The sequence below is a fragment of the Bosea sp. 685 genome (assembly GCF_031884435.1).
In the GTDB taxonomy this organism is placed as follows: Bacteria; Pseudomonadota; Alphaproteobacteria; order Rhizobiales; family Beijerinckiaceae; genus Allobosea.
This window is the reverse complement of record NZ_CP134779.1, coordinates 2,602,564-2,628,088: the sequence shown is the minus strand read 5'-3', so window position 1 is coordinate 2,628,088 and position 25,525 is coordinate 2,602,564. Positions and strand designations below refer to the sequence as shown.

Annotated in this window: 23 protein-coding genes and 1 pseudogene; 5 read left to right on the top strand and 19 right to left on the bottom strand. The window is 64.8% G+C overall.

The window, feature by feature from the left end:
• The first annotated feature begins 7 nt into the window (after positions 1–7).
• Positions 8–726, top strand: a pseudogene (lexA, locus tag RMR04_RS13875) (transcriptional repressor LexA).
• Here lexA and RMR04_RS13870 read toward each other — a convergent pair.
• On the bottom strand, positions 720–2,963 hold the full coding sequence (locus RMR04_RS13870) for a ComEC/Rec2 family competence protein (RefSeq protein WP_311915173.1): 2,244 nt from the start codon (positions 2,961–2,963) through the stop codon (positions 720–722). The pseudogene lexA and the gene RMR04_RS13870 overlap by 7 nt on opposite strands.
• A gap of 200 nt (positions 2,964–3,163) precedes the next feature.
• Here RMR04_RS13870 and gltX point away from each other — a divergent pair, with 200 nt between their 5' ends.
• From gltX to RMR04_RS13855, 3 genes are all read left to right on the top strand, one after another.
• Positions 3,164–4,582 (top strand): glutamate--tRNA ligase, encoded by a 1,419-nt coding sequence (gene gltX, locus RMR04_RS13865; protein WP_311915171.1) that lies wholly within the window; start codon positions 3,164–3,166, stop codon positions 4,580–4,582.
• 285 nt (positions 4,583–4,867) lie between these two features.
• Positions 4,868–6,157, top strand: a complete 1,290-nt coding sequence (gene gltA / locus RMR04_RS13860) for a citrate synthase (RefSeq protein ID WP_311915170.1) — start codon at positions 4,868–4,870, stop codon at positions 6,155–6,157.
• 127 nt (positions 6,158–6,284) lie between these two features.
• The gene (locus tag RMR04_RS13855) at positions 6,285–7,280 is read left to right on the top strand and encodes a Bug family tripartite tricarboxylate transporter substrate binding protein (protein ID WP_410492245.1); all 996 of its coding nucleotides are present in this window, start codon (positions 6,285–6,287) and stop codon (positions 7,278–7,280) included.
• Between the two features lie 161 nt (positions 7,281–7,441).
• Here RMR04_RS13855 and lpxB read toward each other — a convergent pair whose 3' ends face one another.
• From lpxB to frr, 11 genes are all read right to left on the bottom strand, one after another.
• Positions 7,442–8,623, bottom strand: coding sequence for a lipid-A-disaccharide synthase (lpxB, locus tag RMR04_RS13850; RefSeq protein ID WP_311915169.1), 1,182 nt, complete (start codon positions 8,621–8,623; stop codon positions 7,442–7,444).
• Positions 8,620–9,486 carry an LpxI family protein gene (locus RMR04_RS13845; protein ID WP_311915168.1) on the bottom strand — a complete coding sequence of 289 codons (867 nt, stop codon included), beginning with the start codon at positions 9,484–9,486 and terminating at the stop codon, positions 8,620–8,622. The genes lpxB and RMR04_RS13845 overlap by 4 nt, the downstream gene beginning before the upstream one ends.
• The gene (lpxA, locus tag RMR04_RS13840) at positions 9,483–10,292 is read right to left on the bottom strand and encodes an acyl-ACP--UDP-N-acetylglucosamine O-acyltransferase (protein WP_311915167.1); all 810 of its coding nucleotides are present in this window, start codon (positions 10,290–10,292) and stop codon (positions 9,483–9,485) included. The genes RMR04_RS13845 and lpxA overlap by 4 nt, the downstream gene beginning before the upstream one ends.
• Before the next feature lie 28 nt (positions 10,293–10,320).
• Entirely contained in the window at positions 10,321–10,779 is a 459-nt protein-coding gene (fabZ, locus tag RMR04_RS13835; RefSeq protein ID WP_069693828.1) for a 3-hydroxyacyl-ACP dehydratase FabZ, read from the bottom strand.
• Positions 10,780–10,903: 124 nt separating this feature from the next.
• Positions 10,904–11,965, bottom strand: a complete 1,062-nt coding sequence (gene lpxD, locus RMR04_RS13830) for a UDP-3-O-(3-hydroxymyristoyl)glucosamine N-acyltransferase (RefSeq protein WP_311915166.1) — start codon at positions 11,963–11,965, stop codon at positions 10,904–10,906.
• Between the two features lie 37 nt (positions 11,966–12,002).
• On the bottom strand, positions 12,003–14,522 hold the full coding sequence (gene bamA / locus RMR04_RS13825) for an outer membrane protein assembly factor BamA (RefSeq protein ID WP_410492244.1): 2,520 nt from the start codon (positions 14,520–14,522) through the stop codon (positions 12,003–12,005).
• A 225-nt stretch (positions 14,523–14,747) separates the two neighbouring features.
• Entirely contained in the window at positions 14,748–15,896 is a 1,149-nt protein-coding gene (rseP, locus tag RMR04_RS13820) for an RIP metalloprotease RseP (RefSeq protein ID WP_311915165.1), read from the bottom strand.
• Between the two features lie 47 nt (positions 15,897–15,943).
• Positions 15,944–17,098 carry a 1-deoxy-D-xylulose-5-phosphate reductoisomerase gene (gene dxr / locus RMR04_RS13815; RefSeq protein ID WP_311915164.1) on the bottom strand — a complete coding sequence of 385 codons (1,155 nt, stop codon included), beginning with the start codon at positions 17,096–17,098 and terminating at the stop codon, positions 15,944–15,946.
• A gap of 27 nt (positions 17,099–17,125) precedes the next feature.
• Positions 17,126–17,950, bottom strand: coding sequence for a phosphatidate cytidylyltransferase (locus RMR04_RS13810; protein ID WP_311915163.1), 825 nt, complete (start codon positions 17,948–17,950; stop codon positions 17,126–17,128).
• A complete protein-coding gene (locus tag RMR04_RS13805; RefSeq protein ID WP_311915162.1) occupies positions 17,947–18,708 on the bottom strand; it encodes an isoprenyl transferase in 762 nt (253 codons plus the stop codon). The genes RMR04_RS13810 and RMR04_RS13805 overlap by 4 nt, the downstream gene beginning before the upstream one ends.
• 93 nt (positions 18,709–18,801) lie before the next feature.
• Positions 18,802–19,365 carry a ribosome recycling factor gene (frr, locus tag RMR04_RS13800; RefSeq protein WP_103716896.1) on the bottom strand — a complete coding sequence of 188 codons (564 nt, stop codon included), beginning with the start codon at positions 19,363–19,365 and terminating at the stop codon, positions 18,802–18,804.
• On the opposite strand from frr, the gene RMR04_RS13795 reads away from it, so the two are divergent.
• Positions 19,322–19,969 (top strand): VOC family protein, encoded by a 648-nt coding sequence (locus tag RMR04_RS13795; protein WP_311915161.1) that lies wholly within the window; start codon positions 19,322–19,324, stop codon positions 19,967–19,969. The genes frr and RMR04_RS13795 overlap by 44 nt on opposite strands.
• A 145-nt stretch (positions 19,970–20,114) precedes the next feature.
• On the opposite strand, the gene pyrH is transcribed toward RMR04_RS13795, so the two are convergent.
• The 7 genes from pyrH to RMR04_RS13760 form a co-directional block, all read right to left on the bottom strand.
• Positions 20,115–20,822 (bottom strand): UMP kinase, encoded by a 708-nt coding sequence (gene pyrH / locus RMR04_RS13790; protein ID WP_069691669.1) that lies wholly within the window; start codon positions 20,820–20,822, stop codon positions 20,115–20,117.
• A gap of 208 nt (positions 20,823–21,030) precedes the next feature.
• Positions 21,031–21,954 (bottom strand): translation elongation factor Ts, encoded by a 924-nt coding sequence (tsf, locus tag RMR04_RS13785; protein WP_311915160.1) that lies wholly within the window; start codon positions 21,952–21,954, stop codon positions 21,031–21,033.
• Positions 21,955–22,132: 178 nt separating this feature from the next.
• On the bottom strand, positions 22,133–23,137 hold the full coding sequence (locus RMR04_RS13780; protein ID WP_311915159.1) for a 30S ribosomal protein S2: 1,005 nt from the start codon (positions 23,135–23,137) through the stop codon (positions 22,133–22,135).
• Positions 23,138–23,389: 252 nt separating this feature from the next.
• Positions 23,390–23,791 (bottom strand): pore-forming ESAT-6 family protein, encoded by a 402-nt coding sequence (locus RMR04_RS13775; protein WP_311915158.1) that lies wholly within the window; start codon positions 23,789–23,791, stop codon positions 23,390–23,392.
• A 142-nt stretch (positions 23,792–23,933) separates the two neighbouring features.
• Positions 23,934–24,374: an EVE domain-containing protein gene (locus RMR04_RS13770; protein ID WP_311915157.1), complete on the bottom strand. Its 441-nt coding sequence runs from the start codon at positions 24,372–24,374 to the stop codon at positions 23,934–23,936.
• A gap of 10 nt (positions 24,375–24,384) precedes the next feature.
• Positions 24,385–24,756: a VOC family protein gene (locus RMR04_RS13765; RefSeq protein ID WP_311915156.1), complete on the bottom strand. Its 372-nt coding sequence runs from the start codon at positions 24,754–24,756 to the stop codon at positions 24,385–24,387.
• Positions 24,757–24,825: 69 nt separating this feature from the next.
• Positions 24,826–25,518: a helix-turn-helix transcriptional regulator gene (locus tag RMR04_RS13760; protein ID WP_311915155.1), complete on the bottom strand. Its 693-nt coding sequence runs from the start codon at positions 25,516–25,518 to the stop codon at positions 24,826–24,828.
• Positions 25,519–25,525: the final 7 nt, after the last annotated feature.

Genomic DNA, 25,525 nt, shown 5'->3' with positions numbered 1-25,525 from the left:
GGGGACCATGCTGACACGCAAACAATTCGAATTGCTCCGCTTCATCCAGGAACGCCTGCGTGAAAGCGGGGTGCCGCCCTCCTTCGACGAAATGAAGGACGCGCTCGATCTCCGCTCGAAATCCGGCATTCATCGCCTGATCATGGCATTGGAGGAGCGCGGCTTCATTCGCCGGCTGCCCAATCGCGCCCGGGCGCTGGAGGTGATCAAGCTTCCCGACGGCGTCGGCACGCCACAGGGCGCGCGCGCGCCTTCAGCCCCTCCATCGTTCAAGGCGGCCTCGGCCAGAGCGGCGGCCTCGGCAAGGCGCGCCCGGCGCCTGGTCCCGAAGAGGATGCGCGGGCCACGATCGCAATCCCGGTGATGGGGCGGATCGCCGCCGGCACACCGATCTCAGCGATCCAGAACCGCAGCCACACTGTGGCGCTGCCGGCGGACATGCTCGGTGCCGGCGAGCATTTCGCGCTTGAGGTGCGCGGCGATTCGATGGTCGAGGCCGGCATTCTCGACGGCGACACCGTGGTCATCCGCCGGCAGGACACGGCCAATACCGGCGACATCATCGTGGCGCTGATCGATGACGAGGAGGCGACGCTGAAGCGCCTGCGCAAACGTGGCTCATCGATCGCGCTTGAAGCCGCAAACCCCGCTTACGAAACCCGTGTGCTCGGCCCCGATCGGGTCAAGATCCAGGGCCGGTTGGTCAATCTGATGCGGCGCTACTGAAGCCGGTCGGGCTCGGCTGCCACTTCACCCGTATCGCTCCTCTCCGGCTGCCGCGCAGGCGGCGGCTGCGCGGGCTTTGGGCCTGTCGCCGCGCGTTTGCGCATCCAAGGGCGATCGGCATCCTGCCGTTCTGCCTGGACCACGCGCCAGCCGCCTGCACTGCCGATGAGGGAGGTCGCGCCGTCGCGGTTCAGGGCCATCCGGTCGACCAGCTTCGCTGCGCAAGGAGCCGACCAGGGTATCGGCGTGACGACGAGATCGGCGCGCAGGCAATCTTCGATGACGGCGAGCCGGTCTTTCGCATAAGCGATCCGGCGACCATTGCGGGCGGTGATGACACAGCCTTGCGCATCGCATGCTGCATTCTTACGCAGGCTCTCATCCGTGGGCTGCCGCCCATCGCCATCGGCGGTGAGCCATTGTTGCAGCACGAAGCTGCTTGGCCGGCCTGCCAGGATGAAACGGTCGTCGTGTCCGCGCACGACGAGGCCGGAACCGTCGCGTTCGATGACGATATCCGGCCGGTCCGGCTTGGCCGCGACCGTGACGCCCATCACCAGCGGCACGATGGCGAGCAGCCGAAGCTTCGTGCTCCACAGCGTCAGCCAGAGCAGTGTCATCGCAAGGCAGACCAGCGCGGCCTCGCCAAAGGCGGGAATGATCAGCGTCGAGTGGTCGATCGCCGCGACCCAGTGGGCCAGCCGCAGCACGACCTCGGATGCCGCCCCCATCAGCCACCAGGCCGGCCAGTCGAGGCCGAATGGGTAGGCCAGCACGCCGAACACCGCAGCCGGCATCACGAACAGCGAGACGAAGGGCAAGGCGAGCGCATTGCCGAGCAGCCCGAACGGATTGAAGGTCTGGAAATGATAAGCGCCGAACGGGGCCGTCGCCGCCGTCGCCAGCAAGGTCGTGATGACGGTGCCGCTGGCGGCGATCCAGAGTGGGCGCAGCGGCCAGGGCCACGGCGATGGCGGCGCGGTCTGATTGCGTTCGTCCCAGCGCTCGGCAAAGGCGATGAGCGCCGCGACCGCCCCGAATGACATCTGGAAGCTCGGCCCGAGCAGTGCGTCGGGCTCGCGCAGCAAGACGATGATGGCCGCCAAGGCAAGGTTGCGCATGCTCAGCGCCGGGCGGTCGATCAGGATTGCGCCGAGCATCACCAGCGTCATGATCAATGACCTGACGGTTGCGACATCGGAGCCGGAGAAGACGCAATAGGCGGTTGCTCCGATCATGGCGGCAACGGCGGCAATCTTCTTGATCGGCCAATGCAAGGCCAGCGCCTGCGAGAGCGCCAGCAGCGCCCGCACCAGCCAGAGGATCGTGCCGGCGGCGAGCACCATGTGCAGGCCCGAGATCGAGACGACGTGGTAGATGCCCGCCGCACGCAGGTCGGCATTGGTCGTTTCCGTGATCAGGCCGCGCTTGCCGGTCACCAGCGCCGCCGCCATCGCGCCGGCCTGCCCGCCGCCGACGCTGGCGATGCGGGCGGTCAGGGCGTTGCGGGCACGGTCGATCAGCACAGCTCTCGCGAGTTCAGGCGGAGGCGGGCCCGGCGCCGGCGTCAGCATGATCTTGCCGGGGATGTTGCCGACCGCGCCGATGCCGCGAAAGAACGCGTCGCGGCCGAAATCATAGCCGCCCGGTCGCGCCGGACCAGGCGGCGGCAGAAGGCGCGCATTGGCCGTGATGTGGTCTCCCGGCGCGACAGTCTCCGCCTTGATGTTGACGCGAACGCGCTTGGGCCGCCTCTCCGGATCGACGCCTGCTATCCCGGTCACCAGCACGACGAGCCTGGCGCCAGCATCGCGCGTCTCGACGGATTCGACATAACCGGTGAGCTGGCCGCTGCGCGGACGATCCAGGATCGGCGCCATGATCGTCGCGGTGCGCCAGGTCGCCGCCGAGAAACCGACGAAGACCGCAACCAGCCCAAGGCAAACCGGCAAAGCGAGCTGCCGCCGGCGGAGAGCTATGGCGAGGCCGCTTGCAAGCGCGACGCCAGCAAGCGGCGCCCATAGCGCGGGCTCCCGGTCGGCGGCGAAGTAGAGCAGAATGCCGATGCCCATCATGACCGGGAACCAGAGGAAGAGCCGCCGGCGCTCCGCCTCGGTGGCAAAGGCCTGTCGCGCGGGCCCAAGCCAATTCCGCCATGTCAGGCCGGCACCGATGCCGAGCCAGGAGACAAGCAGGCGCGACGGCAGGACACCGGCCGGCGCGCCGCGTGATTTCATCTGCTCTGACGGTCCCATATGCACCGCCGCCCCTTCCCCCTGCCGGCCCGCGATCTTGCGCTTAACGCGGGCAGCCGAGCCATGTTACAGGGGCCACGCCGGCTGTCATGCCATGACCGGTGGATTGTCCCGTTTTTGCTTTCCCTTCCTGTTTTGCCTTTGGGCCGCCGATTCACGAGCCCAGCCGGAGCCCAGCCTTCATGAGTGATGCGGTCGTCACGCGCTTTGCCCCCTCGCCCACCGGCTTCCTGCATATCGGTGGAGCGCGGACGGCCCTGTTCAACTGGCTCTATGCGCGCCGCCATGGCGGCAAGATGCTGTTGCGGATCGAGGATACGGACCGCGAGCGCTCGACGGAACCGGCGATCGCCGCGATCCTCGACGGGTTGAGCTGGCTCGGGCTCGATTGGGATGGCGACACCGTCTACCAATTCTCCCGCGCCGAGCGCCATCGCGAGGTTGCCCGGGCGATGCTGGCGAGCGGCAACGCCTATCACTGCTATGCGACGCCCGCCGAGCTCGACGAGATGCGCGAGAAGGCCAAGGCCGAGGGCCGGCCGATGCGCTATGATGGCCGCTGGCGCGATCGTGATCCGGCGACGGCCCCGGTCGGCGTGAAGCCGGTCATCCGCCTGCGCGCGCCGCAGACCGGTGAGACTGTGGTCGAGGACGAGGTCCAGGGCCGCGTCGTCTGGCAAAATGAGAATCTCGACGACCTCGTCCTGCTGCGCTCCGATGGTAACCCGACCTATATGCTCGCCGTCGTGGTCGATGATCACGATATGGGCGTGACCCATGTCATTCGCGGCGACGACCATCTGACCAATGCCGCCCGCCAGACCCAGATCTACCAGGCGATGGGCTGGAAGGTGCCAAGCATGTCGCATATCCCGCTGATCCACGGCGCGGATGGAGCAAAACTGTCCAAGCGCCACGGTGCACTCGGCGTCGATGCCTATCGCTCGTTGGGTTACCTGCCGGTGGCGCTGCGCAACTATCTGCTGCGGCTGGGCTGGAGCCATGGCGACCAGGAGATCTTCTCGACTCAGGAGATGATCGACGCGTTCAACCTGTCCTCGATCGGCCGTTCGCCGGCCCGCTTCGACTACGCCAAGCTGGAGAGCCTGAACGGGCTCTATATGCGCCAGTCCGGCGACCAGGCCCTGCTCGATGCGCTCAAAATCATCCTGCCCGAGATCGGCCCGGCGCGCGGCGTGCCGGCAGAGCTTTCGCCCGAGCTGGAGGCGCGTTTCCTTGCCGCGATGCCTGGCTTGAAGGAGCGCGCCAAGACGCTGATCGAACTGCTCGACAGCGCCTATTATCTCTATGCCCCGCGCCCGCTGCAGCTCGATCAGAAGGCGACAGCCCTGCTCGACGAAGCCGCACGCCAGCGCCTGCCGGGCCTGGCGGCGAAACTCTCGGCTGTGAACGACTGGTCGCCGGAGGCGCTGGAGGCCGTGGTTCGCGGCTATGCCGAGGAGCATGGCCTCAAGCTCGGCCAGGCGGCGCAGCCCTTGCGCGCCGCCCTGACCGGCCGCGCCATGTCGCCGGGCCTGTTCGACGTCATGGCGGTGCTCGGCCGCGAGGAGACGCTGGCGCGCCTAGCGGATCAGTCATGACGTGGCGAGGGCTCCGTCCCCCTTTCGGCTCTGTTGAACCGCCTCTGCAAATGGTCTAGTGACGCGCCATGTGACCGGCTCCGCCGCGCGGTGGAAGGGGCACAAATATTGCTTGAATATCAGTTGGATGAACCACCTTCCTGCCCGTATCCGCATTTGCCGTTCCGTCACAGGGCCGTCACGTCCAGGCCTTCGGATGACAGAGATGTCTCGTGCGCAACAATTCGGTGTTGGGCCTGATGGAACAGCGACTGGTCAGCAACGAGCCTGAAAGGATCGGTATCGATGAGCGGAAATAGCAGCCAGCTCCAGGTCGACGGAAAAACCATCGACATGGCGATCAAGAAGGGGTCGATCGGCCCCTCGGTCATCGACATCGCCAAGCTCTACTCGCAAACGGGCATGTTCACCTATGACCCGGGCTTCACCTCCACGGCGAGTTGCGAGTCGCAGATCACCTATATCGACGGCGACGAGGGCGTCCTGCTCTATCGCGGCTACCCCATCGAGCAACTCGCCGAGCATGGCGACTTCCTCGAGACCTGCTATCTGCTGCTGGAAGGCGAATTGCCGACCGCCGCGCAGAAGGCCGATTTCGACTATCGCGTGACGCGCCACACCATGGTGCACGAGCAGATGGCCCGCTTCTTCCAGGGCTTCCGCCGCGACGCTCACCCGATGGCGGTGATGGTCGGCTCGATCGGCGCAATGTCGGCGTTCTATCACGACTCGACCGACATCTCCGACCCGCAGCAGCGCATGATCGCCTCGATGCGCATGATCGCGAAGATGCCGACGCTCGCTGCCATGGCGTTCAAATACACCATCGGCCAGCCCTTCGTGTTCCCGCTGAACTCGCTCGACTACACCTCGAACTTCCTGCGCATGTGCTTTGCGGTGCCGGCCGAGGAGTACAAGGTCAATCCGGTGCTGTCGCGCGCGCTCGACCGGATCTTCATCCTGCACGCCGACCATGAGCAAAACGCCTCGACCTCGACGGTTCGGCTCGCCGGCTCGTCGGGCGCCAATCCCTTCGCCTGCATCGCGGCCGGTGCAGCCTGCCTCTGGGGCCCGGCTCATGGCGGCGCCAATGAGGCCGCCCTCAAGATGCTCGAGGAGATCGGCTCGGTTGAGAACATCCCGAAATACATCGCCAAGGCGAAGGACAAGAATGATCCCTTCCGCCTGATGGGCTTCGGCCACCGCGTCTACAAGAACTACGATCCGCGCGCCAAGATCATGCAGAAGACCACGCATGAGGTGCTCAACGAGCTCGGCATCAAGGACGATCCGCTGCTGGACGTGGCGATCGAGCTTGAGCGCATCGCGCTGTCAGACCCCTATTTCATCGAGAAGAAGCTCTATCCGAACATCGATTTCTATTCGGGCATCACGCTGAAGGCGATGGGCTTCCCGACTTCGATGTTCACGGCGCTGTTCGCGGTTGCGCGCACCGTCGGCTGGATCGCGCAGTGGAAGGAAATGATCGAGGATCCGTCCCAGCGCATCGGCCGTCCGCGCCAGCTCTATACCGGCGCCGGCCCGCGCGAATACACCCCAATCGGCCGGCGCTGACGCATCCGACCAGCTCTTGGAAGGCCGCGGCGAGCAATCGTCGCGGCCTTTTTGTTGCACGCGATTGATAACTGAGACGCATTCGCGCCTACGCTATCGTCACCCCATCAATTGGGAGTGCAGCTTTATGTCGAACCAGAATGGCTTGAATCGTCGCGTTTTCCTGACCGGAGCCTCGGCGCTTTCGGTCGCCGGATTTCCCGCGCTCGCGCAGGCGCAAGCCACCTTCCCGACGCGACCGGTCTCGCTGATCGTGCCCTTCGCCGCCGGCGGCTCCACCGACATCGTCGCCCGCCTCGTCGGCCAGAAGATGAGTGAACTGCTCGGGCAGTCGGTCGTCATCGAGAACCGCGCCGGAGCGGGCGGCAACCTTGGCTCCACCGCCGTGGCGCGCGCCGCGCCTGACGGTTACACCATCCTGATGGGCACGATCTCGACCCATGCGCTCAATCCCGCGATCCTCAAGACCGTCACCTTCGATCCGGTCAAGGATTTCACGCCGATCTCGCTGCTGGCCATAGTGCCCAACGTCATGGTCGTGCATCCGGACTTCCCGGCGAAAACAGTGCCGGAAGTCATCAAGCTGCTGAAGGAAAACCCGGGCAAATACGCCTATGCGTCGTCGGGCGTCGGCACGCCGCTGCATCTGTCGGGCGAGCTGTTCAAGTCGCTCGGCGGCGTCAGCATGAACCATGTGCCCTATCGCGGCGCGGGCCCCGCCTTGAACGACGTGGTCTCGGGCGCGGTACCGATCATGTTCGACAACCTGCCTTCCTCCGCGCAGTTCATCCGCACCGGGCAATTGCGCGCCATCGGCGTCACCACCAAGGGTCGGGTCTCATCCTTCCCCGACATCCCGACCATCGCCGAGGGCGGCCTGACCGGCTATGAGACCTATACTTGGAATGCGCTGTTTGGGCCGGCAAATCTGCCTCGTCCCATCGTCGACAAGCTCAACAGCGTGGCGAACACGGCGCTGACCGACGCCAATGTGAAGCAGCGCCTCAACGACGTCAGCGCCGAGATCATCGGCTCGACACCCGAAGCGCTCGGCGAACACGTCAAGATCGAGGTGGCGAAATGGTTCCCGATCGCCAAGGCTTCAGGCGCGGCGCTCGAATGAGCCTACAGCGTTTTCGAGCGAAGTGGCCACCGGTTCGCGTGAAGAAAACGTGTTAAAACAAGGAGATAGAGCATTTTCGCGATTCGGAGAAGCGCGGAAATGCGCTAGAGACGGATCACTGCGAAAAACCGGTTCCCACTTTTTCGCATTCTGCTCTTGCCTCAAACCGGCGCCGGGGCGCCTGATTCAAGCAAGGCCAGCGCAGCCTCGACGGCATTCGCCGCCGGGCTCGCGCCAGCCGAACGCATGATCGTCTCGACCTCGTCGAAGCCGGCCAATTGGCGAGCGCGCACCTCGCCCTCGGGAATGATCGCCAGAACCTCCCGGCTCAATGTCTCAGGCGTCGCCGTCTCCTGGATGAATTCGGGCACGACGCTGCGCCCCAGGATCAGGTTCGGCAGGATCACGCTCGGCAGCTTGATCAAGCGCTTGGCGATCGCGGCTTCCCAATTGGCGCCGCGATAGGCTGCAACCGTGGGGATTTGTGCCAGCGCGAGTTCGAGCGTGACGGTGCCCGACGCTGCGAGCGCCGCGCGCGCCCCGCGGAAGGCTGCAAGCTTGTGGGCTTCGCCGGTGACGATCTCGGGCTTGATGGGCCAGGAGGCGACGGCTTCGCCGATCAGGTCCCGAAGATGTGTGACGGCCGGCAAGACGAAGCGCACTTGCGGCCGTTCGGCGGCGATCAGCGCCACGGCCTGCCCAAAAGCCGGCATCAGGTGATTGATCTCGGAGCGTCGGCTGCCTGGCAGAATCAGGATTTCCGGTCGCCCGCTATCGGCGCGGCGTGCAGCTTCATCGACGTTCGGGCGCAGATCGGCTAGGCGCTCCATCAGCGGGTGACCGACATAGACCGTGTTTGGCCCGTGCAGCCGCGCCAATGCGGCCGGCTCGAAGGGCAGCAATGCCAGAATGCGGTCGACATGCGGTGCCATGCGCCGTGCTCGCCCCGAGCGCCAGGCCCAGACGCTGGGGCAGACCCAATGCACGATCGGGACCGCCGGCGCGCGGGCGCGAACCTTCTTGGCGACGCGCAAGGAAAAGTCCGGGCTGTCGATCGTCAGCAGCAGATCGGGCGCGAAGGCGGCGACGCCCTTCGCCGCATCCGACATCCGCCGCAGCAGCAGTGGCAAGCGCGCGATGACGGGCCCGAACCCCATCACGGCGATATCGGCTTGCGGGAACAGCGGGACGAGCCCCTGCGCGATCAGGCTCTCGCCGCCCACGCCCATGAGTTCGAGCGGCCGCTCGCCCAAGCGCGCGCGCAGCGCCACGAGGAAACGCGTCGCCAACGCATCGCCCGAAGCCTCGCCAGCGATGATGGCAAGCCGGAATGGCCGGCTCATATGACACCCTCGACGAAGACGCCGAACTGGTCGGCAAGCCGGCCGAGTTTGCCGCGATCACCGACAAGCACGCGGCCAGCCCTGAGCGCAATACCGGCAAGGCCCGCCTCTGCGATGTTGCGCAAGGTATCGGGACCGATCGCCGGCATGTCGACGCGCAGGTCCTGGCCCTCCTTAGGAGCCTTGACCAGGACGCCGTCGCCCCTGGCAATCTTGAGCCGCCCGCCGGAGACGAGTTCGGCGACACGCCGGATCATCGCATCTGTGCCCTCGGCCGCCTCTATCGCGACGATGCGATGATCGGCCAGGATCGCCGCCTGACCGACATCGAAAGGTGCGAGCGCCGACAGCATGGAGAATCCGCGTGCGATCAATTCATGCTGAGCCGGCGTGGCGGCCTTGCGACCGAGCACACCGATTGGGACTGTCAATTCCGGCGCGATCTCGGCTGGACCGTGGACGCGAAAGCCGCGCTCCTCGAAGAAGCGGACGACGCCGCGTAGCAAATGGTCGTCTCCGCCCTGAAAAGCGCGGGCAAAATGAGGCAGATATTTCAAGGTCGAGGCTTCCGGCCTCAGCGCGCCGAAGCTCGGGCGCGGCAGTGAACCGATCAGGACGAGATCGGCGATCTCCCGGCGGCGCAGATCGTCGAGCAGCCGTCCGAGTTGGCCGAGTCTGTATGAGGTGACCTCGGTCGCGCCGAAACGGGCCGGGTCAGCCGCACCATCGAGCGCGGCGACAAACAGGCCGTGACCTTGCCGGGCTGCGATTTCAGCAAGAGCAGGCGGGAAATCGCCGCCGCCGGCGATAATAGCGAGAGGCCCGCGCGCCGCCGCCACCGACTCTGGATGAGCAGCGTTCACCGATCCGGCGCGTTGACGTCGCGCGGAACGCAGATCGCCCGCTCGTTGCCGTTGCGGATGAAATCGAGAATTTCGTGAATCAGGGGATGGGCTGCGAACTCGCCCGCAACATCCTCGACGCGCTCCGACAAGGTGCCCTCATCGGCGAAGAGCAGCCTGTAGGCGCGACGCAATTCATGAATCTGCTCGCGCGAGAAACCGCGCCGCTTGAGCCCGACGAGATTGAGACCGGCCAGATGAGCCGGGTTGTCGCGAACCAGGCCGAAAGGGATGACGTCGTTCATGACGCCGGCGCCACCGCCGATGAAGGCATGATCGCCGACGCGGATGAATTGCTGCAAGCCCGTGCCACCACCAACGATGACGAAATTGCCGACCGTGACATGGCCAGCGCACATGACGTTGTTGGAGAAGATGACGTTGTTGCCGATATGGCTGTCATGGCCGACATGCGAATTGGCGAGGAAGAAGCAACGGTCTCCAACCGTAGTCTCCATGCCGCCGCCCTCGGTGCCGGGATTGATAGTGACACCTTCGCGGATCAGGCACTCGGCGCCGATCACCAGCGTCGACGGCTCGCCGCGATATTTCACATCCTGAGGCGGGTGGCCGACCGATGCGAAAGGATAGAGCTTCGTGCGCTCGCCGATGCTGGTGATTCCGGAAACCGCGACATGGCTGATCAGTTCGACATTGTCGGCCAGGGTCACGTCGGGCCCGACGGTGCAAAACGGGCCGATCTGAACGCCCGCCCCAAGGCGCGCTTTCGGATCGACGACCGACATCGGGTGAATGGTCACGCTCATGGAATCGCTGTCCTGACCTTGCTGATCGTCAAACGACCATGGCCGAAAGATCGGCCTCGGCGACCAGGACGCCATCGACCCGGGCCTCGCCGCGATAGAAGTAGAGGTTGCGCTTGCGAGTCACCTTCGTCAGGTGGAAGCGCAGCGTATCGCCCGGAATGACCGGCTTGCGGAACTTCGCCTTGTCGATCGTGGTGAAAAGCACGGTGCTGACGGCCGGATCGTCGCTGCCCCTGGCATTGACGACAAGGACGCCGGCGGTCTGCGCCATCGCCTCGATCATCAGCACACCGGGGAAAACCGGGCGACCGGGGAAATGCCCGGTGAACTGAGGCTCGTTCATCGTCACGTTCTTGATGCCGATGCCGGAATCCTCGCCGTCGATCTCGACGACGCGGTCGACCAGCAGGAATGGATAGCGATGGGGAATGCAGGCCATGATCCTCTGGATGTCCGCCACACCCAGGGTTTTTGTCGCGTCGTTCATGGTGTCCCCATTATCCATCCGGGCCACGCGCTGGGCACCGCATTTTCCATTCGTTCTAGAGCCGGAGCAATCTAGGTGATGCGATCCCTGTCTGTCATGCCATGGCCGACAGCAACGGATCTTGTCAAACGTCTGAGCGATCCGAGGTCTTGCCACGCTTGGCGACCAGCGACTTCAGCAAGGCGCTCTCGCGCGCCCAGCTCAGCGCCGGCTGGGCCGGATAGCCGCCATAGCGCGCACCGCGCGGCACATCGCCCGCGACACCGCTTTGGGCTGCGACCTGCGCGCCCATGCCGATCGTCAGATGGCCGGCGAGGCCGACCTGGCCGCCGAGGACGACGAAATCCTCCAGCGTCGACGAGCCGGCGATCCCGACCTGGGAGACGATGACGCAGTGGCGCCCGATGACGACGTTATGGCCGATCTGGACCAAATTATCGATCTTGGTGCCCTCGCCGATCACCGTATCGCGGCTCGCGCCGCGGTCGATGCAGGTGTTGGCGCCGATCTCGACATCGTCCTGGATGATGACGCGCCCGATCTGCGGCACCTTCATGTGCCCTTTCGGGCTCATCGCGAAGCCGAAACCGTCCTGGCCTATACGCACGCCTGGGTGAATGATGACGCGGTTGCCGATGAGGGTCGATTGCAGCGTGCTGCCTGAACCGATCGCACAGTCGCGCCCGATGCGGACCTGCGGTCCGACAACGGCATGGGAGCCGACCACGGTGCCTGCCCCGATCTCGGCGCCGGGACCGATGACCGCGCCGGGATCGACCGTGACACCGGCTTCCAGAACGGCTGTCGCGTGGACGAAGGCGCCAGGCGCCACGCCTTGCGAGCCGAACATCGAGCCTGGCTTCAACGCCGTCGGGAAGAAGCGGGCGAGCACCCGGGCAAAGGCATGATAGGGAGTGTTGGAAACCAGCGCAGTGGTTCCAGCCGGCACCCGCATGGCGAAGCGCGACGACACCAGGCACAGCCCTGCCCCCGTCGCCGCTAGGGCATCGGTGTATTTCGGGTTGTCCATATAAGCGAGATCAGATGGGCCAGCGGCCTCGAGCGCTGCTGCGCCCGTGATCATGCGAGCCGCATCGGCGCCTTCCGGCAAAGCGGCGCCGGAAATGGCCGCGACCTCGCCGAAGCTGAGCGAGGTCGCCAAAGGAAAGAACTGAGGGTCTGACATCAAGAAAATCCGGGACGGGGCAGCCTGCCCCGCCGCGTCAGAAGCGCGTGCCGCCGGAGAAGCGGAAGGCCTGCAGCCGGTCGCCGCCGAGCTTCACGCCAGAGGCCGGGTCGCGATAGCCGTCATCCTTCGACAGGGCGTAAGCGTAGTCGAAGCGGATCGGGCCGAGCGGCGACTGCCAGAGCAGGCTGACGCCGACCGAAGACCGGATGATATTCTTGTCGCGGACGCAAGCGAGGTTGCTCTGATACGTCGAGTTCGAGGCTACGTTGAACTGACGTGCCTCGGTTCCGGACGGGCAGCCCGTCAGGGCCACCTTGTTGCCGCCCTCGTAATTGAACAGCGTGCCGGCGTCGGCGAAGACCGCTCCGCGCAAGCCGAGATCACGCGGCAAACCGAAGATCGGGAACTGCACTTCGAGCGTGCCGCCGAAATAGGTGGTGCCGCCGAGCGCGTTGGTCGTCGGGTCGGTCGGGTTGAGCGTCGTGCCGATATCGCGCGGGCCGATACCCGAGGGCGCAAAGCCGCGCACCAGGCTCGGTCCGAGGAAGTAGTGGTCGATCATGCGCAGATCGCCGCTGGTCGCCTGGACGTGGCCACCCTGCACACGAGCGAAGCCGACGACGTCGTCGAAGATCTCGCGGTAATAGCGGGCATCCGCCGCGACGCGCAGGAACTTCGAATCACCGCCGACGCCAGCGAATTCCGGCTTGATCTCGGCCAGGAAGCCGTTGCGCGGGTTCTGGTAGTTGTCGAGCGAGTTGTAGTTGAAGTTCAGACCGACCAGCGAGGTCAGCGTGGTGCCGACGGCTTCCTTGACCGCGATCGTCGCCTCGCCATTGGTGACACAGTTATAGGTCCTGTCCGCCCCGATCGCCCCATCCGTTCCCGGCGTAACGCCGACCAGCGGCGCGGCGCAGTCGTTATAGGGACGCGATACCGTGTTCGGAACCGTGATCTCGGTCGTATAGAGCGAATAGCGCGGCGTGATCGAAAACTCTTCCGTGATCGGGAAGGTCAGGCGCACCTGTCCGCCATTCACACGGCTTTCGAAACGGCCCGTGTTGTAGTTGTCGTTGAACTTCGAGAACAGATCGAAACCCGCCCCGATCCGGCGGCCGAGGAAGTACGGCTCCGTGAAGGAGAAATCGACGCCCTGGGTGCGCTGGCCGAGCGTGCCGGCGATACGGACGAACTGGCCGCGACCGAGGAAGTTCGACTCCGACAGCGAAACTTCGCCGATGACGCCGTCCGAGGTCGAGTAACCGCCGGCGACAGAGAACGAACCGGTCGCCTTGTCCTCGACATCGATATTGACGATGACCCGGTCAGGTGTCGAGCCGGGCTCGTTGGTGACACGCACCTTGCTGAAGAAGCCGAGATTGTTCAGGCGGCGCTCTGCGCGGTCGACCAGGACCTTGTTGTAGGCGTCGCCCTCGCCGAGATCGAGCTCGCGGCGCACGACATAGTCGCGGGTACGGGTGTTGCCGCGCACATTGATGCGCTCGACATAGACCCGCGGGCCTTCGTCGATGACATAGGTGATACCGATCTGGCGCCCGGCGGAATCGCGGTCGCCGCGCGGACGAACCTGTGCGAAGGCATAGCCACGACGCGAAACTTCCGTCGTCAGAGCCACCAGCGACTTCTCGACCGCCTCGGCGTTGTAGGTATCGCCGGCCGACGTCGCGATGACGCGCTGCAGCGCATTGGGATCGATGTCGGGCAGCTTGGAATCGACCGCCACATTGCCGACGCGGTATTGCTGACCTTCATCGACCGCGATGTCGACGACCCAGCCGCCCTGCGCCTCGTCGAAGCGGGCATTGTTCGAGACGATCTGGAAGTCGGCATAGCCGTTCTTCAGATAGAAACGGCGGACAAGCTCGAGATCGGAGGAGATCCGGTCTGCGTCATAGACGTCCGAGGTCTTGATGAAGCTGAGGAAATTCGACTCGGTCGAGGTCATCAGACCGCGCAGACGACCCGACGAGTAAACGCCATTGCCGCTGAAATTGATCGATTTGATGCCGGTCTTGCCGCTCTCGACGATGGTGAAGACCACATCCGAGCGCCCGTTCGGCAGCGGAGCGATACGGCCGCTCACAGAGGCCAGACCGTAGCCGGCGCGGCGATAGGCGTCCTTCAGACGCTGAACGTCGGCATCGATCAGCGTCTGGCTCATCGGGCCCTGCGCTTTCGACTGGACCTGCTGGAGCAGGACATCGCTCTTCAGGCGGCGATTACCCTCGAAGGCGACACGATTGACCGTGTCGTTTTCCCTGACCGCGATCACGGTCTGCGATCCACGGCGGCTGACCTGCACGCTGGAGAACAGTCCGGTAGCCATCAGATTCTGGCGGATATCCTGCGGGGCAGTCGAGCCCTGCCCGGCCGCGTAGGAGCGGATCGTCTCCGCATCGACGCTTCTGTTGCCCTGGACAATCACGGCCTGCGCAAACACCACGCCACCGCTTACGGCCAACATGAAGGCCGAAAGTCCGACTGATCGAGAGAGCCGCAGCTTGAAAGACAGGCTCTTTTGGGTCGACGTCATCGGGTCGCCTATTCCATTTTCTCGGGTCGCCACCCCAACCGGGGACCACCGCCTAGGGGCAGCGGCGTGGCGACATTGCAGTCCAAACGCTTCTACAAAGTTTCCTGCAGGACGCAAACCGCCATTGTCGTTAACAAAATATTTTTAAGCGCCTCGTTGCCAGGAGGCCACGCGTCCTGCCGCGATTCCGCCGCAAAGCGGCGCGGCCAGGACGTGAAAATCCGGTCAAAGCTGCGAACGGACGTGAAGGATGTCATTCCAGGTTACAAACAGCATCAGCATCAGGACGAGACAGGCCCCGACGCGGAAGCCGATTTCCTGAGCACGTTCACTGAGCGGCCGGCCGCGAAGTGTTTCTATCGCGTAAAACATGAGATGCCCGCCGTCGAGTATCGGGACCGGGAGCAGGTTCATCAGGCCAATCGAGACGGACAGGATCGCCGCCAGGTTGATCAGGGCCAGAAACCCGCCATTCGACGCCACCAGGCCGGAAACCTGGGCGATCCGGATCGGCCCCGACAGCTGGTCCGTCGATTCGCGCCCGCTGACCAGTTTGCCGATGTAATCATAGGTCTGCTTGACCACGAACCAGGTCTCGGAGACGCCGTTGCGCAGCGCTTCCAACGGCCCGAATTGCTGGACTTTCCAATCCTCTGCCTTGCTCGACGCCTGGACTCCGATGAATCCCAGCCGTTGCTTGCCAAGCGGCGACTTCGTCTCGGTCAAGGCAGGCGTCACCGGAATCGTGAGTGTGGCGCCGGCGCGTTCGATGGTGACCGAGACCACCTCATTGGGCCGCGCCGAGATGACGCGCTGCATATCACTGAAGCTGCCGATCGGCTGGCCGTCGATCGCGACGACGAGATCGCCCGCCTGCAAGCCTGCTCGTTCGGCAGCGCCCCCGGCGACGACCTGATCGACCCTTGGGATCAAGACCTGCTTGCCGAACAGGAACACGGTGGCAGCGAAGATGAAGATCGCGAGCAGGAAATTGGCGATCGGCCCGGCGGCGACGATGGCGGCTCGTTCGCCGATCGACTGCGCTGGGAAGGAACGCGCCCGCTCCTGCGGCGTCATCTGCGCGACTTCGGCATTGTCGGGCGCACTCGACGCGTCGGCGTCGCCGGAGAACTTCACATAGCCGCCGAGCGGGATCAGGGCGATGCGCCAGCGCGTGCCGTGCTTGTCGTTGAAGCCGTAGATCTCGCGGCCGAAGCCGATCGAGAACACCTTCACATCGACGCCGCACCAGCGGCCGACGAGAAAATGCCCAAGTTCATGGATGAAGACGACAATGGCGAGGACGAACAGAAACGGCACGACATAGCCCAGCAGGGAGCTACCCGCATTCCAGATTGTCGCTACGAATTCCATCAACAACTCCCGATCTGTCGCCCTTAGGTGACAGCGAAAGGGGTCTACTACAAGAGCGCCCGCGCGCGCTTTCTCGCATCTTGGTCAATAGCCAGGGCAGCGGCAACGTCTGCCGGAGCCGCCATCTGCGGCGCCGATTGGCTGCAGACGGCCTCCACCAATGCAGCGATTCCAGGAAAATTGATCGCACCGGCGAGATAAGCCGCGACGGCTATCTCATTGGCCGCGTTGAGGATCCCCGGCATGGCGCCGCCTTGTGCCAACGCCGCCATGGCAAGGCCGAGCGCCGGGAAGCGCACGAGATCGGGGCGCTCGAAGGCGAGTGGCGCTGTCAGTGCAAGGTCCAGGAAGCGCGTCGGCGGCGCATCGAGCCTGCCGTCCACACCCAAGCAATGGGCAGCGGCGACCCGCATATCGGGCACGGCCATGCCGGCGCTGACCGAACCGTCGCGGAAGGTCACGAGCCCGTGGACGATCTGCTGTGGATGCACCAGCACGTCGAGCTGGTCATGGCGCAATCCGAACAGGAAGCAGGCCTCGATCAGCTCCAGCCCCTTGTTCATCATGCTGGCGGAATCGATCGTGATCTTGGCGCCCATCGCGTAGTTGGGATGAGCCAGCGCCTGCTCCGGCCGCGCCGCGGCGATTTGCTCGACGCTCCAGGTGCGGAAGGGTCCGCCCGAAGCCGTCAGCGTCATGGTGCGGATGGCCGAGATCGGCTCAGTGCCAAGGACTTGGAACAAAGCGTTATGTTCGGAATCGAGCGGTAGTATCCGCACGCCAACCGCTTGCGCGCGCGCCATGACGGCGGCGCCGGCGCAAACGAGGCTTTCCTTGTTGGCGAGCGCCACAACCCTGCCTGGCGTCAGTGCCGCAAAGGTCGCCTCCAGCCCTGCCGCTCCGGAAATCGCGCTGACGACGATATCACTCGGCATCGCCACGGCATCGAACACGGCCGAGCGCCCCGCGCCATGAGCGATGCCGCTGCCCGACAGAGCCGCCGCCAGCGCCGCCGCACCGCCCTCGTCGGCCAGTGCCGCGAAACGCGCCCCGGTCTCGATGGCGACCTTGGCGAGCGCCGCCGCATCCCTGCCGCCGACAACAGCCGAGATCGCGAGACGATCGGGATTCTCGGCGACGACCTCGCGGGTCGAGCGGCCGATCGAGCCCGTGGCGCCGAGCAGGGTGACGGTGCGAAGCATCAGGTTCTCAACGTCCGATTCTCAACGTCAAAGACGCGTCAGGAAGAGCAGCAGCCCAGCGAAGACCAGCACGGCCCAATAGCCATCCAGGCGATCCAGGAAACCGCCATGGCCGGGGATCAATCGGCTCGAATCCTTCGCTCCGAAGCGCCGCTTGATAGCGGATTCGAAGAGATCGCCAGCCTGGCTGAGGACGGAGGCCGCGAACGACGCGGCAATCGCGAGGCCTGGCCCGACGACCGTCGCCGCCTGAGGCGTCAGCGCCCAGACCGCATAGCCTCCGAGCGTGCCCGCCATCGTGCCGCCGATCGCGCCGGACCAGGTCTTCTTCGGGCTGAAACGCGGCATCAATTTGGGGCCGCCCAGCGTGCGGCCCGTGAAATAAGCCGCGATGTCGGTGAACCAGACCGCCGCGAAGCTCCAGATGATCAGAGCCAGGCCAAGATCGGGAACCGCGCGCAAGGCCGGCGTGACGAGCGCGAAGGCCAGCGCATAGGCGACACCGCAGATTTCGAGCGCCAGGCGATTCTGGGTCAAGGGCGTCAGCACCGCTCCACACAGGGCCAGCGCAGCCGCGACACCCGCCAGCGCCGGTGGGCTTGCCGGCGAAAACCCGAGCAGCAGCCCCGCAAGCACGACCCCGATACCTGCCGCAACCGCGTTCTGGCGGCTGACGATCGAGAGCCACTCATAAGCGACAAGGCCCGCCACGAGCGTCCAGACCAGTTGGAACGGCCAGCCTCCCCAAAACGTCGCAGCAAGAATGCCCGCCGCCAGGACAAGAGCCGACGCAACCCGCAGCTTCAGTTCGCTGGAGGCGACCGGCGCGGCGTCGGAGCGGGGCTCATTCACGCTGCCCCCACATTGCGGTCTGCGGGCTCTGACACCCCGCCGAAGCGGCGCTCGCGACGACGATACTCGGCGAGCGCGTCTTCCAGAGCGGCGCGATCGAAGTCCGGCCAGAGGACCGGCGAGAAGACAAATTCGGCATAGGCTGCCTGCCAGAGCAGGAAATTCGAGATCCGCGTCTCGCCGGAGGTGCGGATCACCAGTTCCGGATCGGGCAGATCGCTCGTGTCCAGGCGGCTTGAGAACAGGGCCTCGTCGATCGCGCTCGCCGCAATGCGGCCGGCAGCGACCTCGGCAGCCAGCGCGCGGGCCGTGCGGACAATCTCGTCGCGCGAGCCATAGTTGAAGGCGATGGCGAGCGTCATGCCGGTATTGTTGCAGGTCATGGCCTCGGCATGCTCGACCAGACGGCGCAAATCAGGAGCGAGATCCTCGCGGCCGCCGATGATGCGGACTTTCACCCCGGAGGCGTCGAGCTCGGCGAGATCTTTTTCGACGAAACGCTTCAGCAGCCCCATCAGGAAGGAGACCTCGGCCTGGGGCCGGCGCCAGTTCTCGGTCGAGAAGCTGTAGAGCGTCAGCACCGCGATGCCGAGTTCGCCCGCGTTCTTGACCGTGCGGCGCAGGGCTTCGAGCCCACGCCGATGACCCTCCTGACGCGGCAGGCCGCGCATCTGCGCCCAACGCCCATTGCCATCCATGATGATGGCGACATGGCTGGGGCCTGCGGGCTGCTGCCCCTGACGCTGGCCTGCTGACATTCCAATGCCTCGTTCGGCCTAGCGCCGTGATGAGCGTCGCGCGGGTATTCCCGCGCAGGCTTGATCTCAGTCCTCGTCTCGGAAACCCGTGCCTCAGACGTGCAGAATCTCTTTTTCCTTCGCCGCCAGCGCCTGGTCGATCTCGGCGATATGCTGGTCGGTGGCCTTCTGGACCTGATCGGACTGCCGCACCACGTCATCCTTGGTGAGGTGGCCGTCCTTTTCCAGCTTCTTGATCAGGTCGATGCCGTCGCGGCGGACATGGCGCACTGCGATCTTGGCATCCTCGGCGTATTTATGGGCGACCTTGACCATCTCCTTGCGGCGCTGCTCGTTCAGCTCCGGAATACGGATGCGCAGCACCTGGCCTTCCGTCTGCGGGTTGAGGCCGAGATCGGATTCGCGAATCGCCTTTTCAACGGCCGCGGTCATGCTGCGATCCCAGACCTGGACGCTGAGCAAGCGGGCTTCCGGTACGCTGACGGTCGCGAGCTGGCTGAGCGGCGTGCGGGCGCCATAGGCCTCGACCTGGATCGGGTCGAGCATGTTGGCGGAAGCGCGACCGCTGCGCAGCGAGGCGAGATCGCCCTTGAAGGACTGGAGCGAACTCTGCATGCGGCGCTTCACGTCCGCGAGATCGAATGTCGTCTGGGCCATTATCTTCAAGACCTTGAGAGCTTATACGAAACCGGGCGCGACCATGGCGGCGGGTCCGCGCAGGGTCAAGGATTTCATGCGCCGCCGCGGTTCCAGAACGGAACAGCTGGACGCAGCGGGGTTGACCGCCCGTTCATTCGGTTCCGCCATGGCGAGCCCCCCGAACCAAGTCCAGACACCGGAGTCGGCCATGCCACGCCTGAATCGCATTATCGAGACCGCACTTTACGTCGACGATCTCGAACGCGCCGCAGCGTTTTACGAGAACGTTTTTGAAGTTGAGGCGATGCTACGCACCAAGACATTGTACGCTTACGACATAGGCGGGTCGAGCGTGTTGCTGCTGTTCCAGCGTGGAGAATCACTTAGCAGTCAGACATCACCCAACGGAATCATTCCCCCGCATGACGGATCGGGACCGCTGCATATCTGCTTCGCCGTCGACGCCGAAGAATTACCCGCCTGGGAGACCAGATTGAACCAGCATGGCGTCGCCATCGAGGGCCGCATGAGCTGGGAACGCGGCGGAGAAAGCCTCTATCTCCGCGATCCGGATGGCCACTTGCTCGAACTGATGAGCCCGGGTGTCTGGGCCAGCTACTAGAGCATTTTCGAGCGAAGCGGACACCGGTTCGCGTGAAGACAATGCGATAAAACAAGGAGGTAGAGCATTTCCGCGATTCGGAGAAACGTGGAAATACTCTGACCCCACACGCCTGAGCGGACAGCCCGGCTGGCTCGGCCCAGCCTCAGGGAGTGACGTATGTCGCCCTGCCCTCGCCGCGCAGCACGGCCGCAAGCGCGCCGGTCTCGGCGATCGAGAACACGACGATGGTGAGGCCGGCATCGCGCGCCAGGGCGAAGGCTGCGGTGTCCATCACCTTGAGGTCGCGCTTGATCGCCTCGGCATGGGTCAGCGTGTCATAGCGCGTCGCCTTCGGATCGATCTTGGGATCGGCAGTGTAGACACCATCGACCTGCGTCGCCTTGAGCAGGTGGCTGCAATCGAGCTCGGCGGCGCGCAGCGCGGCGCCCGTATCGGTGGTGAAATAGGGGTTTCCGGTACCGCCGCCCAGAATCACCACCTTGCCGTTGCTGAGATGGTCGAGGGCACGGCGGCGCGCATAGCTTTCGCAGAGCGAGGGCATCGGCACGGCCGACATCGCGCGCGCCGGGGCGCCAGCGGTCTCGATCGCGTGTTCGAGGGCAAGCGCGTTCATCACCGTACCGAGCATGCCGATGGAATCGGCGCTCGGCCGATCGAGACCCTTGTTCAGGCCCTGCAGGCCACGAAAGAAATTGCCGCCGCCGACCACGATGGCGATCTCGACGCCTTCGCGTGCGGCATGTGCAATATCAGCCGCCAGCGCCGTCAGCGTGTGACCGTCGAGGCCAGATCCCGCTTGTCCCGCAAGGGCTTCGCCGGAGAGCTTCACAAGGACGCGTTTAGGTCTCACGGATTCGTCTCCCTAGCTACAGCATCAGACCGAATATCGTATTCGGTCTGATGCTGTAGGGCTTTAATCTTGCATCGGCTTGTCCCGAAAACCGGTTCCCACTTTTCGGGCCGATGCGCTAACGCGAACTCGATTCGTATCCGCAGCCATCTTCTTACAAAAAAGGCCGCGCTGGGCGCGGCCTTTTTCTCAATCGTCAACCGGCATTTCAGCCCGTCGTGCCGCCGGCGGCTGCGACTTCCGCCGCGAAATCCTGCTCTTCCTTCTCGATGCCTTCGCCGAGCGCAAAGCGCGCGAAGCCGGTGAGCTTCACCGGAGCGCCGACCTTGCCTTCGATCTCCTTGAGCACCTGGCCGACCGACTTCGAGCCGTCATGGATATAGGCCTGCTCGAGCAGGCAATATTCCTTGGCGTAGCTCTTCAGGCCGCTCTCGGTGATCTTCTCGAGCACATGGGCAGGCTTGCCGGCATTCTTCTCGGCCAGGATCGCCTTCTCGCGAGCCAGCACCTCGGGATCGACCGAAGCGAGATCGAGCGCAACCGGGTTGGTCGCCGCGACATGCATGGCGAGCTGACGGCCGAGCACGGCGAGCTCGTCGGCATTGCCGGTCGATTCCAGCGCGACGATGACACCGATCTTGCCGAGGCCGTCGGCGACCGCGCCATGGACGTAAGAGCCGATCAGGCCGGCCGAGACCTTCAGCGGCGCGACGCGGCGCAGCGTCATGTTCTCGCCGATGGTGGCGATGGCGTTGGCGATCGCCTCGGCAACCGTACCGCCGCCGGGGTAGTGATGCGCGAGCACCGCATCGACGTCGCCGCCGCGCTCAAGCGCGACATTGGCGATGCCATGAGCGAGCGCCTGGAATTCGAGGTTGCGCGCGACGAAATCCGTCTCCGAATTCAGCTCGATGACAACGCCGTTATGGCCGACGATCGCAACAGCGACGAGACCTTCGGCAGCGACGCGGCCAGCCTTCTTCGCGGCCTTGGCGAGGCCCTTGGTGCGCAGCCAGTCGATCGCGGCCTCGATGTTGCCGTCGACGGCGCTGAGCGCGGTCTTACAGTCCATCATGCCCGCGCCGGTCTTGTCGCGGAGTTCCTTCACCATGCCGGCGGTGATCGCTGCCATTTGCCTTGTCCTTATTGTCATGCGGCCTGCGCCCTCACCGGGGGCAGCCACGCAATTCGTCTCGAAACATCACTTGAAGGAAGAACGCCGACGCTCCGTTTCCGGCCGCCGGCGCTCATCTCACATCATTGAAGAATGCGCTTTCGCGACGCGCCGATGACGCGTCGCGGAATTTAGATCACGCGTCGGCGAGATCGCGCGCCTGGGCGACCCAGCCGTCACGCTCGATGCGACCGGCGAGCTTCAGGTCGTGATCGACCTTGGTCACATCGGCAGGCGACATCGCTGCGAACTGCCAGAAATGGAACAGGCCGCCATCATTGAGCTTCTGGACGAGCTCGGGGCCCATGCCGGAAAGCTTCATAAGGTCGTCCGGCGCGCCGCGCGGCGCGGTCAGCAGCTCGAAGGTCGGGCCGGCGTCGTTGGCGGGCTCGGCGACGACCTCCTCGACGACCGGAGCCTCGGCAGCGCCGAGATCGATGCCATGGTCACCCGAAGCGCGCGAGATGCCGTCGATGGCCGAGCGCGCAACCAGATCGCAATAGAGCGCGATGGCGCGGCCGGCATCGTCATTGGCCGGAACCGGGAAGGTGATGCCGTCCGGATCGCTGTTCGAGTCGATGATGGCGGCGACCGGAATGCCGAGGCGCTGGGCCTCCTTGATCGCAAGCGCTTCCTTGTTGGTGTCGATCACGAAGATCATGTCGGGCGTGCCGCCCATGTCCTTGATGCCGCCGAGCGCGCGCTCGAGCTTGTCGCGCTCGCGCGCCAGCATCAGGCGCTCCTTCTTGGTCAGGCCAGTGCCACCGCCATTGAGGAGCTCATCGACCTTGCGCAGGCGCTGGATCGAAGCCGAGATGGTCTTCCAGTTGGTCAGCATGCCGCCGAGCCAACGCGAATTGACATAGTACTGAGCCGAACGCTTGGCGGCGTCGGCGATCGAATCCTGCGCCTGGCGCTTGGTGCCGACGAAGAGAACGCGGCCGCCGCGGGCGACGGTGTCCGAGACCGCCTGCAGGGCGCGCGACAGCATCGGCACCGACTGCGAGAGGTCGAGGATGTGAATGTTGTTGCGCGTGCCGAAGATGTAGGGCGACATTTTCGGGTTCCAGCGATGCGACTGGTGGCCGAAATGCGCGCCGGCCTCGAGCAACTGGCGCATAGAGAAATCTGGCAGAGCCATGGTATCAAACGTCCTTCCGGTTGAGCCTCTGGGGTGCGAATGAACGAGGCATAAGCTGCCAAGTCACCGGAACGCCTCGAGTATGAAGCGATGCTCCCCATGTGGGATGGGCTGCGCCATACAGGGGATGGCGCGGGAATGCAAGGTGCCCGCCGGCTGGCGGGATCACAAACCGCATGAATGTCCCGGCCCGCGACGCAAGCTCGTTGCGTGGGGCCGGGGTCGTCGCGTTCTAGCGAAGGCGATCAAGCCTTATTTCGGCAGGGCCGCGCCCATCTGCGTGATCACTGCGCCGATCTGCTTGCAGTAGGTTTCAGCCGTGGCGTTCTGCGCCTTGGCGATCGCCTCGATATTCTGTTGGATGCCCATCGCCGCGATGGTGCCGGTGCGGCCCTGGGCTTCAGCCGCATCGCCGCCGCTCTTGTCGGCGGGAACCGGCACCATGCCGAGCAACTTCTTCTGGATGTCGATGACGTCGCTGCCAACGAAGCCCTTGTCGTTGCAATAGCTCAGAATGCCGAGCTGGTTTCGCCCGGCCTGATAGGCGAGCTTGAGCTGGTCGGCCTGGGTCGGGGTCTGGGCCAGCGCCGATGCGCCTGAGGCCAGGAAAGCACTCGCGGCGACGATATAAATAAAATTCTTAGGAGAGGTCATCTCGGCCATCCTTGGTTATAATTCTAAGCATGATCTTCATACTTTACCTCCCCCACCCGTCGCCTGATTAGCCTCGCGCGCCCCGTGATGCAACAGGACGATGCTTAGCCAGCAATACTGAGAGCTCTGCGAGCAAACGGCACTACAGCGAATCTGCGTTTACCGCATGAGCCGACATCGCGGAGGCGATGATCTCGAAATCATGCGCCTCGACACCCAGAAGCCCGAAACGGAGCTGATAGCCCCAATTCCGGCGGCCCACGGTCAGATGCAATCGGTCGAGCAGCGGCCTGATCGGCGCCTCCTGCGCCTCCAGCCAATCGACATCGCGTCGGAAAGGTTGGAAGCCATTGCCCATATCGGCTCGGTATGGCTCCCCCTCCCGCACCGCCCCAATCGCCGTAAACGCCTGCAGCCGGTCCAAGCCGCCGAATCTGGCGGTCGGCGAATAATAGACGACGTGGTCACCCGGCTTGATGCGCCGCAACGGTGCGCCCTTGCCGTGGCAAACCTGCATGAACCCGCCGGACAGACCACGCCTGACATGCTCGGCGGCAGCGACCGCAATCCAGTGCCCGTTCATCGAGACCTCCTCACGCCTGTCCGGGCGCAAAGACCCGCAGGCGGTGGCCATCAGGATCGAGCGCCACGAAGGTGCGGCCGAAATCGAGATCCGTTGGCGCCTGCAGGATGGCAAGCCCCCGCGCCGCCCAGTCGGTGTGGGCGGCATCCACAGCAGCGGCATCGGTGACCGTCATGGCGATTTCCGCGCCGCCGCCAGCCGCCCCTGCTGCAGGTTCGACAGTGTGGCGCGACCACAGTCCCAGCATGATGCCGGACGGCAAGGCGAACATCGCAAAGGTTGCAGACGAATCGAGCGGCTCGCGGCCGAGCAGGTCGGCGTAGAAGCGCGCGCTCGCGGTCGGACTATCGACATAGAGAATGATGAAATTGGCATCCAGCATCGAAGGCTCCTGTTCTTGGAAGGCCTCGTCACATTAAATGCCGATGCTGCCAGTTTCCGGCAGTGTCCGTTATTCCGGCGGTGGGATGCCCTCGCTCTCGCGCCATTCCTTGAGGAGCGCCAGCCTGCGGCGTGGATAGCGCATCTCCAGCGCGGTCAATTCGGCAATGCGGTCGGCGCGGAAATGCCGGAACCCCTGCCGCAATTCGCACCAGGCAACAACGATCCGGACATGTTCGAAGAAGCTCAGCGCGAAAGGCCAGATCACGCGCTCCGAGCGCGCCTCCTTGCCATTGCGATAGAGGATGGCGAGCTTGCGCTCGGAGCGAATGGCCTTGCGTATGAGGCCGAGATCGATGCGGCCTTCGCTGATCGCCGCGCCGGGCCCGACGAGCAGCGCCGAGGCCTCGGCGCGCTCACGCAGGTCGGCCGGCAGAACCGCCGCGATCTTGGCCATGGCGTCGCGCGCCGCCGCGCCCAGGCGCTCATCGGCCCGGTCCGCGACCCAGCGCGAACCCAATACCAGCGCCTCGATCTCGTCTTCCGTGAACATCAGCGGCGGCAGCATGAAGCCCGGATGCAGCACATAGCCGAGGCCGGGCTCTCCCTCGATCGGCGCGCCCTGCCCCTGCAAGGTCGCGATATCGCGATAGAGCGTGCGGATGCTGATGCCGGTTTCCTCGGCGAGCCTACGGCCGCTGACCGGCCTGCGATGCCGGCGCAGCACCTGAACCAGATCGAGCAGGCGCTGCGAGCGCGACATCTGAAGC

What these genes read in the sequence shown, in the direction of transcription:
- RMR04_RS13870 (WP_311915173.1), bottom strand. Translation starts at nt 2,963, where the DNA reads ATGAAATCACGCGGCGCGCCGGCCGGTGTCCTGCCGTCGCGCCTGCTT.
- gltX (WP_311915171.1), top strand. Translation starts at nt 3,164, where the DNA reads ATGAGTGATGCGGTCGTCACGCGCTTTGCCCCCTCGCCCACCGGCTTC.
- gltA (WP_311915170.1), top strand. Translation starts at nt 4,868, where the DNA reads ATGAGCGGAAATAGCAGCCAGCTCCAGGTCGACGGAAAAACCATCGAC.
- RMR04_RS13855 (WP_410492245.1), top strand. Translation starts at nt 6,285, where the DNA reads ATGTCGAACCAGAATGGCTTGAATCGTCGCGTTTTCCTGACCGGAGCC.
- lpxB (WP_311915169.1), bottom strand. Translation starts at nt 8,623, where the DNA reads ATGAGCCGGCCATTCCGGCTTGCCATCATCGCTGGCGAGGCTTCGGGC.
- lpxA (WP_311915167.1), bottom strand. Translation starts at nt 10,292, where the DNA reads ATGAGCGTGACCATTCACCCGATGTCGGTCGTCGATCCGAAAGCGCGC.
- fabZ (WP_069693828.1), bottom strand. Translation starts at nt 10,779, where the DNA reads ATGAACGACGCGACAAAAACCCTGGGTGTGGCGGACATCCAGAGGATC.
- lpxD (WP_311915166.1), bottom strand. Translation starts at nt 11,965, where the DNA reads ATGTCAGACCCTCAGTTCTTTCCTTTGGCGACCTCGCTCAGCTTCGGC.
- bamA (WP_410492244.1), bottom strand. Translation starts at nt 14,522, where the DNA reads ATGACGTCGACCCAAAAGAGCCTGTCTTTCAAGCTGCGGCTCTCTCGA.
- rseP (WP_311915165.1), bottom strand. Translation starts at nt 15,896, where the DNA reads ATGGAATTCGTAGCGACAATCTGGAATGCGGGTAGCTCCCTGCTGGGC.
- dxr (WP_311915164.1), bottom strand. Translation starts at nt 17,098, where the DNA reads ATGCTTCGCACCGTCACCCTGCTCGGCGCCACGGGCTCGATCGGCCGC.
- RMR04_RS13805 (WP_311915162.1), bottom strand. Translation starts at nt 18,708, where the DNA reads ATGTCAGCAGGCCAGCGTCAGGGGCAGCAGCCCGCAGGCCCCAGCCAT.
- RMR04_RS13795 (WP_311915161.1), top strand. Translation starts at nt 19,322, where the DNA reads ATGCGGCGCTTCACGTCCGCGAGATCGAATGTCGTCTGGGCCATTATC.
- frr (WP_103716896.1), bottom strand. Translation starts at nt 19,365, where the DNA reads ATGGCCCAGACGACATTCGATCTCGCGGACGTGAAGCGCCGCATGCAG.
- tsf (WP_311915160.1), bottom strand. Translation starts at nt 21,954, where the DNA reads ATGGCAGCGATCACCGCCGGCATGGTGAAGGAACTCCGCGACAAGACC.
- RMR04_RS13780 (WP_311915159.1), bottom strand. Translation starts at nt 23,137, where the DNA reads ATGGCTCTGCCAGATTTCTCTATGCGCCAGTTGCTCGAGGCCGGCGCG.
- RMR04_RS13775 (WP_311915158.1), bottom strand. Translation starts at nt 23,791, where the DNA reads ATGACCTCTCCTAAGAATTTTATTTATATCGTCGCCGCGAGTGCTTTC.
- RMR04_RS13770 (WP_311915157.1), bottom strand. Translation starts at nt 24,374, where the DNA reads ATGAACGGGCACTGGATTGCGGTCGCTGCCGCCGAGCATGTCAGGCGT.
- RMR04_RS13765 (WP_311915156.1), bottom strand. Translation starts at nt 24,756, where the DNA reads ATGCTGGATGCCAATTTCATCATTCTCTATGTCGATAGTCCGACCGCG.
- RMR04_RS13760 (WP_311915155.1), bottom strand. Translation starts at nt 25,518, where the DNA reads ATGTCGCGCTCGCAGCGCCTGCTCGATCTGGTTCAGGTGCTGCGCCGG.